Source organism: Sphingobium sp., assembly GCF_033795625.1.
In the GTDB taxonomy this organism is placed as follows: Bacteria; Pseudomonadota; Alphaproteobacteria; order Sphingomonadales; family Sphingomonadaceae; genus Sphingobium.
Window position 1 is genome coordinate 92669 of record NZ_JARYGI010000006.1, and the last position, 14418, is coordinate 107086.

Annotated in this window: 16 protein-coding genes; 5 read left to right on the top strand and 11 right to left on the bottom strand. The window is 63.9% G+C overall.

The window, feature by feature from the left end:
* Nucleotides 1-8 precede the first annotated feature (8 nt).
* Both QHC67_RS04765 and QHC67_RS04770 read left to right on the top strand, forming a co-directional pair.
* Nucleotides 9-977, top strand: coding sequence for a diacylglycerol/lipid kinase family protein (locus QHC67_RS04765; RefSeq protein WP_319291716.1), 969 nt, complete (start codon nt 9-11; stop codon nt 975-977).
* Nucleotides 978-1007: 30 nt separating this feature from the next.
* Nucleotides 1008-1904, top strand: a complete 897-nt coding sequence (locus tag QHC67_RS04770; protein ID WP_319291720.1) for a hypothetical protein — start codon at nt 1008-1010, stop codon at nt 1902-1904.
* On the opposite strand, the gene QHC67_RS04775 is transcribed toward QHC67_RS04770, so the two are convergent.
* From QHC67_RS04775 to QHC67_RS04785, 3 genes are all read right to left on the bottom strand, one after another.
* Nucleotides 1861-3879, bottom strand: coding sequence for an ATP-binding protein (locus QHC67_RS04775; protein WP_319291885.1), 2019 nt, complete (start codon nt 3877-3879; stop codon nt 1861-1863). The two genes, QHC67_RS04770 and QHC67_RS04775, sit on opposite strands and share 44 nt — an antisense overlap.
* A gap of 70 nt (nt 3880-3949) precedes the next feature.
* On the bottom strand, nt 3950-5212 hold the full coding sequence (spt, locus tag QHC67_RS04780) for a serine palmitoyltransferase (RefSeq protein ID WP_319291722.1): 1263 nt from the start codon (nt 5210-5212) through the stop codon (nt 3950-3952).
* Nucleotides 5213-5220: 8 nt separating this feature from the next.
* On the bottom strand, nt 5221-5463 hold the full coding sequence (locus QHC67_RS04785; RefSeq protein WP_319291724.1) for an acyl carrier protein: 243 nt from the start codon (nt 5461-5463) through the stop codon (nt 5221-5223).
* A gap of 153 nt (nt 5464-5616) precedes the next feature.
* Here QHC67_RS04785 and QHC67_RS04790 point away from each other — a divergent pair, with 153 nt between their 5' ends.
* On the top strand, nt 5617-6159 hold the full coding sequence (locus QHC67_RS04790; RefSeq protein ID WP_319291727.1) for a Pycsar system effector family protein: 543 nt from the start codon (nt 5617-5619) through the stop codon (nt 6157-6159).
* On the opposite strand, the gene QHC67_RS04795 is transcribed toward QHC67_RS04790, so the two are convergent.
* The 4 genes from QHC67_RS04795 to QHC67_RS04810 all read right to left on the bottom strand — a co-directional run bounded on the left by QHC67_RS04795 (nt 6156) and on the right by QHC67_RS04810 (nt 10156).
* Entirely contained in the window at nt 6156-7073 is a 918-nt protein-coding gene (locus QHC67_RS04795) for an NAD-dependent epimerase/dehydratase family protein (protein WP_319291730.1), read from the bottom strand. The genes QHC67_RS04790 and QHC67_RS04795 overlap by 4 nt on opposite strands.
* Complete coding sequence (gene proB / locus QHC67_RS04800) at nt 7070-8209, bottom strand: glutamate 5-kinase (RefSeq protein ID WP_319291732.1); 1140 nt, start codon at nt 8207-8209, stop codon at nt 7070-7072. Before proB ends, QHC67_RS04795 begins: the two co-directional genes overlap by 4 nt.
* A gap of 172 nt (nt 8210-8381) precedes the next feature.
* On the bottom strand, nt 8382-9452 hold the full coding sequence (gene obgE, locus QHC67_RS04805) for a GTPase ObgE (RefSeq protein WP_319291735.1): 1071 nt from the start codon (nt 9450-9452) through the stop codon (nt 8382-8384).
* A gap of 56 nt (nt 9453-9508) precedes the next feature.
* Nucleotides 9509-10156 (bottom strand): TetR/AcrR family transcriptional regulator, encoded by a 648-nt coding sequence (locus QHC67_RS04810; protein ID WP_319291738.1) that lies wholly within the window; start codon nt 10154-10156, stop codon nt 9509-9511.
* Nucleotides 10157-10215: 59 nt separating this feature from the next.
* Here QHC67_RS04810 and QHC67_RS04815 point away from each other — a divergent pair, with 59 nt between their 5' ends.
* Entirely contained in the window at nt 10216-11094 is an 879-nt protein-coding gene (locus QHC67_RS04815) for a metal-dependent hydrolase (protein ID WP_319291741.1), read from the top strand.
* Between the two features lie 47 nt (nt 11095-11141).
* Here the strand turns inward: QHC67_RS04815 and QHC67_RS04820 are convergent, their stop codons facing one another.
* The 4 genes from QHC67_RS04820 to QHC67_RS04835 form a co-directional block, all read right to left on the bottom strand.
* Nucleotides 11142-11720 (bottom strand): GNAT family N-acetyltransferase, encoded by a 579-nt coding sequence (locus tag QHC67_RS04820; protein ID WP_319291744.1) that lies wholly within the window; start codon nt 11718-11720, stop codon nt 11142-11144.
* Between the two features lie 303 nt (nt 11721-12023).
* The gene (rpmA, locus tag QHC67_RS04825; RefSeq protein ID WP_127690325.1) at nt 12024-12293 is read right to left on the bottom strand and encodes a 50S ribosomal protein L27; all 270 of its coding nucleotides are present in this window, start codon (nt 12291-12293) and stop codon (nt 12024-12026) included.
* A 30-nt stretch (nt 12294-12323) separates the two neighbouring features.
* Nucleotides 12324-12689: a 50S ribosomal protein L21 gene (rplU, locus tag QHC67_RS04830; protein ID WP_104952133.1), complete on the bottom strand. Its 366-nt coding sequence runs from the start codon at nt 12687-12689 to the stop codon at nt 12324-12326.
* 161 nt (nt 12690-12850) lie between these two features.
* On the bottom strand, nt 12851-13801 hold the full coding sequence (locus QHC67_RS04835; RefSeq protein ID WP_319291754.1) for an AEC family transporter: 951 nt from the start codon (nt 13799-13801) through the stop codon (nt 12851-12853).
* 94 nt (nt 13802-13895) lie between these two features.
* On the opposite strand from QHC67_RS04835, the gene QHC67_RS04840 reads away from it, so the two are divergent.
* Nucleotides 13896-14414 (top strand): hypothetical protein, encoded by a 519-nt coding sequence (locus QHC67_RS04840; RefSeq protein ID WP_319291888.1) that lies wholly within the window; start codon nt 13896-13898, stop codon nt 14412-14414.
* Nucleotides 14415-14418 lie beyond the last annotated feature (4 nt).

Genomic DNA, 14418 nt, shown 5'->3' on the forward strand with positions numbered 1-14418 from the left:
CGGCCCCGATGGTCTGCGTCGCGCTGCTGTCCAATCCCCAATCCACGGGGAATCGACAGACGCTTCCGCGCGTGCGCACCTATTGTGCGGGCAACCCGGATATCTTTCATTATGAAGTGGAGCATGTCGACCAGATCGGTCGTGCCCTGCAGACCATCGCGCGGGTGAATCCAGCGGTGATCGTCATCAATGGCGGCGACGGCACGGTGCAGGCGGCGCTGACCGAGCTGTATCAGGGCGAGCATTTCAAGGGCAAGGTGCCGCCGATCGCGGTGCTGCCCAATGGCAAGACCAACCTGATCGCGCTTGACCTTGGCATCCATGGCGATCCCATCAAGGCGCTGGAGCGGATCGTCGAGATCGCCAAGACGGGTCTGTCGGAGCATGTCGTGGTGCGCGAACTGATCGCGCTGTCTGACGGGAAGAACGACGACCGCCCGGTGCTCGGCATGTTCCTGGGCGGGGCGGGGCTGGCCGACTACATCCTTTATTGCCGCAACAAGATCTATCCGCTCGGCCTGCCCAATACGTTGAGCCATATATTGACGGCGATTGCCGTGGTGTTTTCCGTCATCTTCGGAATTCGCGGCAAGTTCATGCCGCCCGTGGCGAGGCCGGTGTCCATTTCCCTCATTCGCGACGGGCAGCTGGCGGGCAAGTTCGCGGTGCTGATCGTCACGACGCTGGAGCGGCTGCTGCTTGGCGCACGGACGAGCGACACTACTCGCGGATCGTTGAAGCTGATGGCAGTGGATCAGAATGGCCCTGCGGTCCTGCGGATGCTGGGCGCGGCGCTGGTCGGGCGATTCGGGACGCAGAAGATGCACGGCATTCATCTGGAGCAGGGCGACACCATTCGTATCGAGGGCCATCGCAGCAGCGTCATTCTGGATGGTGAAATCTTCGAGGCGAACGAGGGCTATCCGATCACGCTGCGTTCGACGGCGCCAGTGCCTTTCCTGCGGCTGGCGGCGTAACGCGCGCGCAAACGATTCGGGATCGCCGATGTGACGGCCTCCATCTCCGCTCTCGTCACGGAAGAACTGGCGCAGCCCGCGGACCCGCGCGCGGTCGCGATGGCGGCTGCGTTGGCGAGCGTCTATCCGGGCGCGGCGCGGGCCGTGCTGTTCTACGGATCGTGTCTGCGGGAAGCCAACCTCGACGGGTTGATGCTGGATTTCTATCTGATCGTTTCGGATTACAGGGTGGCTTATGGAAAAAGCTGGCTGGCGCGGGCCAACCGGCTGATCCCGCCCAATGTGTTTCCGTTCGAGCATGACGGCCTGATCGCCAAATATGCGGTGCTGAGCGAAGCGGATTTCCATAGGCTCTGCGGGCCGGAGGCGGACAATGTTTCCGTGTGGGCACGGTTCGCGCAGCCGACGCGGTTGCTGTGGGTGGCCGACGAGTTGGCGCGTGCCCGTGCAGTCGTGGCGGTCTCGCGCGCCGCGCCGACGCTGTTGGAACTTGCCGCCCCCGCAGCGCAAGTCGACGGGCCGGGCGATGCGTTGCATGTGTGGCGGACGGGCTTTGCGCTGACCTATGGCGCGGAGTTGCGGGCGGAGCGGAATACGCGTTCGGGCTCCATCGTCGACAGCGACCCGGATCGCTATGCGCGCTTCGCCGCTGCCTGTCCGCAGCGTCGCACCGCGCTATTCACGGCCAAGGACATCGCCGCCAACGCCCGCCGCTGGCGCGCGCTCCAGCGGCGCGGCAAATGGCTGACGGTGGCGCGGCTGGCGAAGGCGAGCTTCACATTTGCGGGCGGCATCGATTATCTGGCGTGGAAGATCAACCGGCACGCAGGCACTAAGATCGCAATCAAACCTTGGCAGCGGCGCTGGCCGCTGCTCGGCGCTGTCACTCTGCTGCCTCGGCTGTTTGGGACGGGTGCGATCCGGTAGCGTCGGGGCCGTTCCTGCCAATCGCCTCCGAAATGGATCGGGACAGGACCGCGAGCGTATAGGGCTTGCGCAGCACCTGATGCCCTTCGAACATATCCGCATTCTCGATATCGCCAGCGTAGCCAGTGACGAACAGCACGGGGATCGACCGATAACGCTCCGGCAGGCTGGCGATCATCTCCGGTCCGGTCATTCCAGGCATGAGGACGTCCGTGACGATCAAGCCGATGTCATCGAAGCGTCCCAGCATGGCGGTGGCCTCATCGGCGGAGGGGCAGGCGACTGGCAGATGACCGAGTTCCGCTATTGCTTCCATCGATTGCGCAAGCACACGGGGGTCGTCCTCGACGAGCAGGATGCGCGTGGGCGGCAGATCGGTCGTGTCGGGCTCGGCAGGCGCGCTGCCCATCTTGGCCGCCTGCGCCGCCGTTATGGCCTTGCGGGGCAAGTACAGCTCGACCTGCGTGCCGGCGCCGGGCTCCGACAGGATGCGGATTTCGCCGGAGCACTGGCGCACGAAGCCGAATATCTGGCTGAGGCCGAGGCCCGTACCCTTGCCCGCGGGCTTCGTGGTGAAGAACGGCTCGAACACGCGCTGCAGCACTTCGGGGGTCATGCCGCAGCCGCTGTCCTTGACTGACAGGCGGATATATTCTCCCCCGGGGCATTCCCCGATTTCGGCGGGCGCTAGCGTCGCTTGCGCCGTCGAAATGGTGAGCGTGCCGCGCCCTTCCATCGCATCGCGGGCGTTGACGCACAGATTCAGGATCGCGTTTTCAAGCTGGTGCCGGTCGACGAAGATTGCCCAGCCGGATGCTGCCGGATCAAGTGTGACGACGATCTGGTCGCCGATGGTGCGGTCTATCAGCTCGATCATGTCGCGGATCAGCGTATCGGGGTCGACTGCCGCTGGGAGCAGGGGCTCGGCGCGGGCGAACGCCAGCAAGCGACGCGTCAGGGCGGATGCGCGATTGGCGCCCTCCATGGCGTTGTCCAGATGCCGCTGCGCGACCTGTGGGCTTTCATGCAGTCTGCGGCGCGCCAGCTCCAGGCCGCCGGACACCACTGCAAGCATGTTATTGAAGTCATGCGCGATGCCGCCGGTCAGTTGTCCCACGGCCTCCATCTTCTGCATCTGGCGCAGACTTTCTTCGGCGGCGGCGCGCTCCGTCGCTTCCTGCTTCAGCCGGGCATTGGCATCCTGTAACTGGATCGTGCGGCTGGCGACCGCGGCTTCCAGCCGGTCGGCGCGGATCATTTCGGCGTCGGCAAGCCGCCGGGCATTGCGCCGGTCGGCCCAGGCGGAAACGGCCGCCCATGCTGCGCACAGTGATCCCACCAGGATAACCAGCCCGACGAGTTGATAGGTCTGATTGGCGCGCGCACTTCGGTCTCCCGCAAGGCTGACGGCGGTGCTTCGCTCCGCAAGGCGTGCGTTCTCAGCCTGGATGATGGCGGCGAGGCGTTCGTTGATGTGCTTCAGATTGGCGGCTGAGCCCGCTTTGTGGAACTGCGACAGTGCGCCCATCTTCTGGTCATAGGTCGTGCGCAGTCCAATCTCGCTGAGCGTTTGGCCACGATCGACATAGGCTTCGCGCAACCCACCGACTGCCGCCCGCTGCCAGCTGCTCTTCCGGGTGGCCCGCGCCAGCGCATCGAGCTGCGCACCTGCCTCGCGCCATTGGGACTGGAACAGGCGGCCGATGTCGGGATCGGTGCTGATCACATAGCGGGCGAGCGTGGTTTCCGATTTGGCGATCGTGGCGTCCAGCCGGTTGGCGAGAGTGATGACTTCGAAGCTGTGCCGCTGCTCGGCGAGGGCCGTCTCGCGGTCCTGGCTGGCGACGCTGGTGAAGTAGAGAAGGGCCGCCAGTGCCCCTATCAAAGGTAAGCCGATCAGCAGCGCCAGGATGCGGCGAAGCACCCGCCGCGACTTCGGCAGCTCCTCTCCGCTATCGATGATTGCCCCGACCATCGCATAGTCATAATGCAGAACACGCACAGGGGAAAGGTTTGTTCCATCCCCGTGTAATCGGTAGCATGACTTAAGTAATGGCGCGGGTCGCTTTTCCAGCGGCTTCGAACATGCCCAGGATCTGCGTCACCTGATCGCTGCTGTGTTCGGCGCAGAGCGAACAGCGCAGCAGGAACGTGCCGGCAGGCGTGGCGGGCGGGCGCGCCATGTTGACGTAGAGCCCGAGTTCCAGCAGCGCCTGCCACATCGCGACGGCCTGTGTCTGATCATCAAGGATCACCGCGATGATGGCGGACTGCGGCGTATCGGTGCCGAGCTTGAAGCCCAGCGCCTTGAGGCCCCCATGCAGGCGGCGGCTGTTTTCCCACAGATGCGCGCGTTTGTCCTGCGCGTGCATCAGCTTGCGGATTGAAGTCGCGGCGGTGGCGACGACGCTGGGCGGCAGCGACGCGGTGAAGACATAGGGGCGGCAGACGAGGCGCATGACGTCGAACTTGGGATGGTTCGAAACGCAAAAGCCGCCGACTGTGCCGACCGATTTGGAAAAGGTGCCGACGACGAAATCGACGTCCTTCTCAACACCCTGTTCCTCGTAAACGCCGCGGCCATTGGGCCCGAAAAAGCCCATGCCATGCGCTTCGTCGACCAGGATCATGCAGTTCTGGTGCTTGCGCACGGCCGCGACCATGTCGGGCAACGGGGCGATATCGCCCAGCATCGAATAGACGCCCTCCAGCACCACCAGCTTCTGTGCGTCTGTAGGCAGGCGGCCGAGGCGCTTGTCCAGATCCTCGACGCTGTTGTGGCGAAAGCGGACGATTTCCGCATTGCCTAGGAAGCATCCGTCATAGATCGACGCATGGCTGTCCGCGTCGAGAATGACGTAATCGCCCTTGCCCGCGAGCGTTGAGATGATGCCCAAATTCGCTTGATAGCCCGTCGAGAACACCATGGCGTGATCGGTGCCGTAGAATTCGCGGAGCGCGGTCTCGACTTCCTTGTGCCCCTGATAGGTGCCGTTCAGCACGCGGCTGCCGGTCGTGCCCGCGCCGAACTCGTCCAGTGCCTGCTTGCCCGCCGCGACCACATCGGGGTCGAAGGTCATGCCCATGTAATTGTACGTGCCGAGCAGGATAGTGTCCTTGCCCTTGATGACGGCGAGCGTCGGCGACTTCACTTCGTCCATCACTATGGCGAAGGGGTCGCGCACGCCGGTCGCCATCAGCGCCTCGCGCTCGGCGATCAGCGCGTCGAATTTGGAGAGGAGGTCGCGCGCGCCGGTGATCTCGTCGGGCGTCTGGGCGTCGTTTGCGGTCTGTGCAGAGAGCGTCATGGTCGTTTTCAGCCCTTCAGCTTCGCAACGGCATCGACAAGCTGGCCGACAGTCTCGATCTCCGCCTGCATGTTCATGGTTATGAGGATGTCGAATTCATCCTCCACCGCTGCCACGAAATCCATGACCGTCAGGCTGTCCCACTCCAGATCGCCGGCAAAAGTCGTCGCTTCGGTCAGCGCGACGCCTTTTTTGTTGAACGGGGCGATCTGTTCCGCGACTTGCGCGAAAATGGTCTGGCGATCGGTCATGCTTTCGTCTTTCTGGACTGTATTTAGCTGTGCAAGGCGCGGTTTCTGCGCTGTATCGCTTCCCTTTGGCAAGGGAATAAGGCGGTAATCAGGCGCTATCTTGCCGCAATGTGCATGGGGTGCGATGGTTGTGCTCGATCAAAGGGGATGGCGATGGCTGAAAAAATACAGGATGCAGGCAAGCGCCCGCTGGTGCCCAATGCCATCCATCTGGTGCGCACGTCGCTGGCCGCGAACCTGCAACTGAGCCAGATGGCCGATCAGAAGGCCAATATGCTGATGGGCGCGGCCTTCGTCGTATTCACTTTGGCCGTGGGGCAGTTACGCACCGGGCACATGATCATCCCTATCGCGATATTGGCGACGGGCGCATTTCTGGCGGCGACCTGCGCGATCATCTCTGTGCTGCCGAAGGTTACGCGCGTGGATGGCCCGGTGGGGGAGGACGCCAACATCCTGTTCTTCGGTATCTTCACCAGCCTGTCGGAGCAGGAATTTACCGACCGGATCGTCGCGAAGCTGGATGATGACGAGGCGCTGTATCGCGTGATGCTGCGCGACATCTACCAGAATGGGCAGGTGCTCCAGCACAAGAAGTACAAGTTTCTGGGATATGCCTACCGTATATTTCTGGGCGGGCTGGTGCTGAGCTTCGCGGCCTTTGCGGTCGAGCTTGTGCTGGGAAGGCCGGTTTAGAGCCAGCCCCTCGTGCGATAGCCTGCGACCGTGGCTTTCAGTCCGGCATCGAGCCGGACCGTCGGCGTCCACAAGCTGGTGGGGACGGCCATTTCCGGCCGTGAGACCCAGTCGGTGTGGCAGAAATAGGCGACGCGGTCCTGCGTCAGCTTCGCCTTGCGGCCTCGCACCATCCGGTCGGTGACGGCCGCTACATTCAACAGCCAGCGCGGCGTTGCCAGGGCACGGACCGGGCGGCTTAGCGCCTTGCCGATGGCCTGCCCGAACTCGGCATGGGCCATGCCACCGGGCGTGCCGTCATCGACTTCATAGGTCTGGGCGAGGCTTGCGCCGCGATCCTGCGCCAGCGTCAGCAACAGCCGCGCCAGATCGCTGACTTCGATGACCGACAAGCGACCGCCGGGCGGCAGCATGACGAAGCCCTTCGAGGCCATCTTGAAGACGTCCAGCATTTCCTTGTCGCCGGGGCCGTAGATGGCGGGCGGGCGCACGATGGTCCAGTCCAGCGCGCTCGCCATGACGTGCCGCTCGGCCAGTTCCTTCGACCATCCATAGTCGGAGAGTCGCGGTTCACGCGCGGCGAGCGAGGATACATGCACGATCCGGCGGATCCCGGTGCGGCGCATCGCATCGACCACGTTCATCGTGCCGGTGGCGTTGCCCTCCGCGAAGCCCTTGCGATTGGGCGCGTTCACCACGCCCGCAATGTGCAGCACGGCGTCGGCATCGACGATCAGCCGTTCCAGGCTCTCGCGGTCGTCCAGTGCGCCGGGCGTCCAGGTCACGCCCCGGCGTGGAAAGGTCGGCTTGCGGGTGAGGGCGCTGATCTTGATCCCCGCAGCGATTGCGGAGTCGAGTGTCGCGGCGCCGACGAAGCCCGTCGCGCCGGTTACGGCCAAACGAAATGGGGTCATTGGGCCAGCAGCACCATGTGATCGCGGTGGATGAGGACGGAGCGGGGCACATCGCTCAGGATCGCGGCGATATCCTCGCTCCGCTTGCCTGCGATTTTGACGGCGTCGCCGCTGTCATATTCGGAGAGGCCGCGCGCCAATATGCGCCCGTCTTCGGCCAGAATGTCCACGACATCGCCGCGTGCGAAACTGCCGGAAACGCTGCGCACCCCGATGGGAAGCAGGCTGTTGCCGCTCGCCAGCGCCCGTTCCGCGCCGGCGTCTATGGTCAGGTGGCCGCGCGTGGTCAGCCGCCCCGCAAGCCAGCTCTTGCGCGCCCGACGGCTCTCGGCAGCATGGAAGATCGTGCCGCGCCCGCCATTCGCCCAGCTTTCGAGTGGCGCTTCGACATGGCCCGAAATGATGGCGAGATGCGCGCCCGCGCCCGTGGCGATCTTCGCCGCTTCGATCTTCGAGCGCATGCCGCCCGAGCCCATGCCGGATCCCGATCCGCCATCTGCCATCGCCATGACGCTCGCGTCGATTCTTTCCACATTCTCTACCAGCATAGCGGTCGCATCGACGTGCGGGTTGGCCGTGTAAAGCCCGTCCACGTCAGACAGCAGCACAACTGCGTCAGCCCGAGCGGCCTGACCGATCCGCGCCGCGAGCCGGTCATTGTCGCCGAAGCGGATTTCGGCAGTCGCGACGCTGTCATTCTCGTTCACCACCGGAACCGCGCCAAGCGACAGCAGCCGCTCCAGCGTGGCTGAGGCATTGAGATAGCGGCGGCGGTTTTCCAGATCGTCCAGCGTCACCAGCATCTGCGCGGCGGTGATGCCCTCTTCGCCAAGCAGCATCGCCCATGCCTGTGACAGCGCGATCTGTCCGACGGCGGCGGCGGCCTGTGCATCCTCAAGACTGCCGCGCCCGCCTTTGGACAGGCCCAGGCGTCGCGCACCCAGCGCGATGGCACCGGACGACACGATGATGACCTGCTGCCCCTCGGCGCGGCGCGCGGCGATTTCGCCGACGAGGGTGCGCAACCACGCGGTGCGCGGGTCGCCAGTCGGATCGACGAGAAGCGCAGAGCCGATCTTGATGACGATCCGGCGGCATAGGGCAGGAGGGAAACCGGCGAGAGTCACGGAGGGCATATCTTTGAAGTGTGAGCCTGGAAAAAAATCCGTTCGCCCTGAGCTTGTCGAAGGATTCTACCGAACGAAGTGAAGTGACTTCGCCTGCGCTCAGTAGAAGGCTTCGACAGGCTCAGCCCGAACGGAGTTGGAAGTTGTGCGAACGGGAGGAGGGTGCGCGCCAACCGACAAGCTACAGCGGCGACCACGGTTCCGCTTCCCCCTGTTCCTCCCCCGGATCGACATCCATGCGATAGCTGCTGGCGTTGCGCTGCTCCGGTCCCAGTTCGGGGATCACGCGGTCCAGCAGTTCGGATATGCCCGCGCCCGTGCCGCCGGAGATGATGAAGATCTCTTCCGCACCTGCCTCGCGCATCTGCTCCGCAATGTCTTCCATCAGTTCGGGGCCCAGCAGATCGCCCTTGTTCAGCGCCAGCAATTGCGGCTTGTCTTCGAGGCCGCCGCCATAGGCCACCAGCTCATCCTGCACGATCCGCCATGCCTCCACCGGATCGTCCAGCGTCGCGTCGACCAAATGCAGCAGCACCCGGCATCGCTCGATATGCCCCAGGAAGCGGTCGCCGATCCCTGCGCCCTCCGCCGCGCCTTCGATCAGTCCTGGAATGTCGGCCAGCACGAACTCGCGGCCCTTGTGGCTGACGACGCCCAGTTGCGGCTTGGTGGTCGTGAAGGGATAGTCGCCGACCTTCGCCTTGGCGTTGCTCACCTGATTGATGAAAGTGGACTTGCCCGCATTCGGAAGCCCCACCAGCCCGACGTCAGCCAGCAGCTTCAGTCGTAGCCAGACCCACATTTCCTCGCCCGGCCATCCGGTGCCGTGCTGGCGCGGGGCGCGGTTGGTGCTGGTCTTGTAGGACATGTTGCCGCGGCCACCGTCGCCGCCGCGCAGGAACACGACGCGCTCGCCGGGCACGGTGAAATCGGCCAGCACGGTGCCTTCGCCATCGTCCGCGATGACCTGCGTCCCGATCGGCACCTTGATAATCAAATCTTTGCCGCCTGCGCCATAGCGGTTCTTGCCCATGCCGGGCGTGCCGCGCTGTGCCTTGAAATGCTGGGTGTAGCGGAAGTCGATTAGAGTGTTGAGGCCCTCTATCGCTTCGAAGATGATGTCGCCGCCCTTGCCGCCATTGCCGCCGTCGGGACCGCCATATTCGACATACATCTCCCGGCGAAAGCTGACGGCGCCGGGGCCGCCGCTGCCGGAGCGGAGGTAAATTTTTGCCTGGTCTAGAAAATGCATTGGCGGCCCTTAGCTGCATTCCGTCGCAAATTAAACCTTTGCGCGAAGGGCGAAGCTTAGCCCGCCTTATTCTCGGGCGCGTTTGCCGTCATCCAGTCCGTCAGCGCCGCGCCGACTTCCGGCGATTCCGCCAGCGCCATCGAGGCGAACAGCGTCCGCGTCGCCAGATCGCGGGCCATGGTGCGCGGCAGCCCGAGCGCCTTCGCCATTGGCGCGCCCATCATCGAATCGCCCAGCGCACTCAGCACCAGCGCCAGTGTGTGTTCGGCGATCTGCGGGCGTGTGGGTTCGCTCGCGGAGAGTTCGTCCACCAGCCGGTGGATCGCCTCAACCACCGGGTCCAGCGCATCCTCATTGCCCGATGCCATCATCCACGACGCCAGCGCGCCTGCGCCTTCCTTGTCGAAGGCGTCGAACGTCAGGTCCACTATGGTGCGCGGGGCCACTTCGCCACGCCGCGCCTTCTTCACGGCGTCCCCGATGGTGGCGGTGATCATGTCCGCGAGATAGCCCGCCAGCGCCTTCTGCAAGCCGGAGGCCGATCCGAAATGATGCAGCAGATTGGCATGGGTTCGCCCCACGCGCGCCGAAACCGCCTTCAGCGTCACGGCCTGCGGCCCTGCCTCCAGCAGCAGCGCGCGTGCGGCTTCCAGTGCGGCGGTTCGGCTTTCGAGCGGGCTCAGACGGCGGCGCGTTATTGACACTAGTGTAAGTAACCTCTATTTGCAGCAATGTCAGTTAGACAGCAAAAGTGGAAAACACCATGGCTACCGAGATTTCATCTCTCGCCCCCGCCGACTTGTCGATCACGCCCCGCGACCGCCGATTTGGCCGCGCACAAAGCGGCGAGGCGGTACAGGCCCGCTGGTGGCTGGGCGGAGACCCGATCGGCACGGCGTTCTACAACGCGCTGTCGGTGACGTTCCCGCGCGGCGAGGCGTTCTTCGTCGACAGCGTTCGCGCGTTCCGCGATGGCACGCCGCCGCGGCTACAGGCGGAAATCAATGCCTTCATCAAGCAGGAAGTTATCCACAGCCGCGAGCATGTCGCATTCAACCGCCGCGTCACCGATGCGGGCTATGACGTGTCGCTGCTGGAGAAGGACGTGGCGGACTCACTGGATGAGATCAAGGGCCGGCCCAAGATCGTGGACCTCGCCGCGACCATGGCGCTGGAGCATTTCACGGCGATCCTGGCGCATCAGTTGCTGGCCGACTCTCATCATCTGGAGAATGCGGATGCCGAATCGCGGGAGCTGTGGCGCTGGCATGCGCTTGAGGAAGTCGAGCACAAGGGCGTCGCCTACGACACCTGGCTGCATGCGACGCGGGACTGGAGCCGGTTCAAGCGTTGGAAAGTGAAGTCGATGCTGATGCTCCTTGTCACCCAGCGGTTCTTCCACCACCGTACGCGCGGTATCCTCGAACTGCTGCGGCAGGACGGCCTGAGCGGCCCCCGCGTCTGGGCGCGGATGGCGTGGTTCGCGTTCGGGCGTCCCGGCATGGTGCGCAAGATCCTGGGCGCGTGGATCGGCTATTTCCTGCCCGGCTTCCATCCCTGGAACCATGACGACCGCGCGCTGATTGCGCTGGCGTCGAGCGATTATGCCGACGCGCTGCTGCCGGGAGCGGTAGCGGCCTAAAGCGGGGACGCCTGAGCCTCTCCCTGTCAACGGGAGAGGCTCAGCATTCATGCGGCCAGCGGTTGCACCTCGTCGCCATAGACTTCGAGCGCCGGGTCAGTTCGCGGCATAGCCACTTCGTCAGTCATCTCATACATTTCGCAAGGGGCCGTTTCCCCACGGGCCGGGCTGAACAGCGGCTTGACGATGCCGGTGCGGCGGAAGCCGATCTTGCGCAGGACGTTGCCGGAGGCGGCATTGTCCATGAAATGGCTGGCAGCTATGCCGTCGAGGCTTGTGGAGCGGGCGATCTGCATGACGGCGCGCGCCGCTTCCGTGGCGAAGCCAAGACCCCAATAAGGCCGCGCGATCCAATAGCCGAGCTCCAGCGCACCCTCATCCGAACGCGCGATCCCGCAGCCGCCGATCAACCGCGGCGCGCCGCGCGTGCGTGCAAAGATCAGGAAATCGGGCAAGTGCGGCTCACGTTCCGCGCTCAAATAGGCTTCGGCATCCGCAACGCGATATGGCCAGGGCGCACGTGCAAGATTGCGCACGATGCTCTCCTCGCCAATGGCGTGAGCCAGCGCCGACGCGTCTTCTTCCCAGCCGGGCCGCAGCAGCAGGCGGCTTGTGCGTGCAAACATGAGTAGTCCTCTCTTATTCTCGTCGTCAGCCCCGCAATGCCAGGCGCATTGCCTGCTTTGCGTTACGGCTTCGCGACAGCCTCTTTCTTGGGAAGGCCACTCGTGTGACGCACGAGACAGGCCGTTGTTCCAAGAAAACCATGAGGGAAAAGAAAAGGTTACGCCATAATCTGCGTTACACGCGGAAACGGGGCGCTACCCTTTCGGAGCGCCCCGTTTCCCTCGTCCGATGATTTGCTTTCCTGTGGAGGAAAGGCCCTCATCCGGGGCGCCCATTGGACGACCCGAAATGGATGTCGTCCGTTATTCTGCGGCTTCCGCCATCATGTCGACCGACACATATTTGCGGCCGAGCTTGCCATCGTGAAATACCACGCGGCCTTCGGTGAGCGCGAACAACGTATGGTCCTTGCCGATACCGACGTTACGGCCCGGATATACGCGCGTGCCGCGCTGCCGAATAATAATGTTGCCGCCGATCACTTCCTGGCCACCGAACTTCTTCACGCCAAGGCGACGGCCAGCAGAGTCGCGACCATTGCGCGAAGAACCGCCTGCTTTCTTATGTGCCATTGTCTAAACTCCTCAGATCTCTAATCGCGCTCAGGCTTCTGCAGCCGCTGCGTCTTCGGTCTTGGCTGCGGCCTTCTTCGGCGCTGCCTTCTTCTCTTCGCCGCCGATGGCAATGATCTTCAGGATCGTATGGCGCTGGCGGTGGCCGTTCTTGCGGCGATAGTTGTGACGGCGGCGCTTCTTGAAGACGATAACCTTCTCGCCCTTCGCCTGCGCGATGATTTCTGCCGCGACCGTCAGGCCCGCGGTGTCCTTCAGGTCGCTGCCTTCGCCGGCCAGTAGGACATCGTCCAGCGTGATCTGGTCACCAGCTTCGCCGGCGATCTTCTCGATCACGATCTTGTCTCCTGCGGCAACGCGATACTGCTTGCCGCCCGTGCGCACGACTGCGAACATGGCTTTTCTCTTCTAATCCAAACTGCGTGACGCGGAAACAAGGAGCATCAGCCCCGGAAGACCCCGCGCGGGAAAGTGGCCCGTTATTGGATTGAGTCCCGCCTGTCAACCGGATTGCCATTTAACCAGCCCATTTTCAGGCTTCAAAGCACCTTCGCCGCTTAGGGTTGCAGGAGCGCCAACACCGCTGCGATCGTCATTACCGATGCCAGGGTCGTCACGATGATGGTGCCCGACGTGACGCGGGCGTCCCGAACATAAAGTTCCGCGATCATGAAAGGCCCGGTGCCGGTGGGCAGCGCGGCGATCGCTATGGCTATTATCGCCACATCGGAGGGCAAGGCGAAGACGCGCCACGCCAGCCAGGCAGTGACCACCGGATGCACGACCAGCTTTATCAAGGCCAGGGCGTGGATGGCCGGTTTCCGCACGGTCTGGAGAATAGGTCGTTGCGCCAGGAACAGCCCGACAGCCACCAGCGCGACCGGGCTGGAGACGCCACCCAGCATCGTCATGAACTGATGAAGGGGCGCGGGTAGATGCCACCCGGTGAGCCAGAAGATCAGGCCTGCAAGGGGAGACACGATCACGGGGTTGCGCGCCATGCCACCGAGCATTCCGAGCAGGGTCCGCCAGCCGCCTTTCCGCGATCCGGGCGCTCGACTGCTCCCGAACTCGATCAGGGCGACTCCCGCCATGAACAACGTGGTGAGTGTCAGTGTGCCAGCCACCACGAGATAAGGGCGCGACGCACTTCCCAGCGTCAGCGTCAGCAGCGGCAAGCCGATGTAGACGACATTGCTGTAGCTGGCGTTCATCCCCTCCACGCCCATGTCGGCAATAGAAAGGCCGCGTAGCCGCCCGATCATCAGGCCCATTGCGAAAGCTATAAGGCTGCCGATCAGCGACACTGCCACGAAGCCGGGGTGCCAGAGCCGAGCCCAGTCGGTCGTCGCCACCACATCGAACAACAGGCAAGGGAGCGGAATCCAGACCACGAAGCGATTGAGGAAGGTCGCTGCGCCATCGCCCAAAAAGCCGATTTTTCCTGCGCCGAAGCCGACGAGCAGGATCAGGAACACCGGAAGAATGGCGATGACGTTGCTTAGCATGCGCATGCCGGTAGGGGCTTTTGCCCGGCCTGCCAATCCGGTGCGCATCTGCAACCATTGCAAGGGCCACGCTTGCACCCTAGATGCGGGAGCCATGATCTTCCGTCCGCTTCTTTCCTCACTGGCATTGCTGCTGACTGGCTGTGCCGCAGGCGTGGCGGACAACAGCGCCTATCCCTCGCTGGCGCGTCGTCCGGTAGAGACGCGTGATTATGAAACGCCTGCAGTCGCACCTGCGCCTGCCGCGCCGGCTGCGTCCGATGCCGATCTATCGCGCTATGCAGCGCAGGCGGCTTCAGGAGTTGCCTCTTTCGACAAAGGCTATCCCGCGGCGGAGCGGCTGGCCCGGGCCGCGTCCGGCGCAGCGGTGTCGAGTGAGGCCTGGGTTGCTGCGCAGGCTGCGATCAGCGGACTGGAATCAGCCCGCAATGACAGCGTCTCTGCCCTGGCGGCGCTGGATACGCTGTATACCGAACGCGTTAACGCCATTGCCGATGGCAAGCTTACCGGATCGGTCGATGCCATCGATGCGGCGCGCGCTCAGGCGCTGGCGGCTGTCGATTCGCAGAATGACCGGCTGGACGCCTTGAAAGCGATGCTCTCGCAGCCCTGAGCTT

Bases quoted from the DNA above. Each gene is read 5' to 3' on its own strand.
- QHC67_RS04765 (WP_319291716.1), top strand. From the start codon at position 9: ATGGTCTGCGTCGCGCTGCTGTCCAATCCCCAATCCACGGGGAATCGA.
- QHC67_RS04820 (WP_319291744.1), bottom strand. From the start codon at position 11,720: ATGTTTGCACGCACAAGCCGCCTGCTGCTGCGGCCCGGCTGGGAAGAA.
- QHC67_RS04835 (WP_319291754.1), bottom strand. From the start codon at position 13,801: ATGCTAAGCAACGTCATCGCCATTCTTCCGGTGTTCCTGATCCTGCTC.
- rplU (WP_104952133.1), bottom strand. From the start codon at position 12,689: ATGTTCGCAGTCGTGCGCACGGGCGGCAAGCAGTATCGCGTTGCCGCA.
- QHC67_RS04795 (WP_319291730.1), bottom strand. From the start codon at position 7,073: ATGACCCCATTTCGTTTGGCCGTAACCGGCGCGACGGGCTTCGTCGGC.
- proB (WP_319291732.1), bottom strand. From the start codon at position 8,209: ATGCCCTCCGTGACTCTCGCCGGTTTCCCTCCTGCCCTATGCCGCCGG.
- QHC67_RS04790 (WP_319291727.1), top strand. From the start codon at position 5,617: ATGGCTGAAAAAATACAGGATGCAGGCAAGCGCCCGCTGGTGCCCAAT.
- QHC67_RS04815 (WP_319291741.1), top strand. From the start codon at position 10,216: ATGGCTACCGAGATTTCATCTCTCGCCCCCGCCGACTTGTCGATCACG.
- QHC67_RS04775 (WP_319291885.1), bottom strand. From the start codon at position 3,879: ATGGTCGGGGCAATCATCGATAGCGGAGAGGAGCTGCCGAAGTCGCGG.
- obgE (WP_319291735.1), bottom strand. From the start codon at position 9,452: ATGCATTTTCTAGACCAGGCAAAAATTTACCTCCGCTCCGGCAGCGGC.
- QHC67_RS04785 (WP_319291724.1), bottom strand. From the start codon at position 5,463: ATGACCGATCGCCAGACCATTTTCGCGCAAGTCGCGGAACAGATCGCC.
- spt (WP_319291722.1), bottom strand. From the start codon at position 5,212: ATGACGCTCTCTGCACAGACCGCAAACGACGCCCAGACGCCCGACGAG.
- QHC67_RS04840 (WP_319291888.1), top strand. From the start codon at position 13,896: ATGATCTTCCGTCCGCTTCTTTCCTCACTGGCATTGCTGCTGACTGGC.
- rpmA (WP_127690325.1), bottom strand. From the start codon at position 12,293: ATGGCACATAAGAAAGCAGGCGGTTCTTCGCGCAATGGTCGCGACTCT.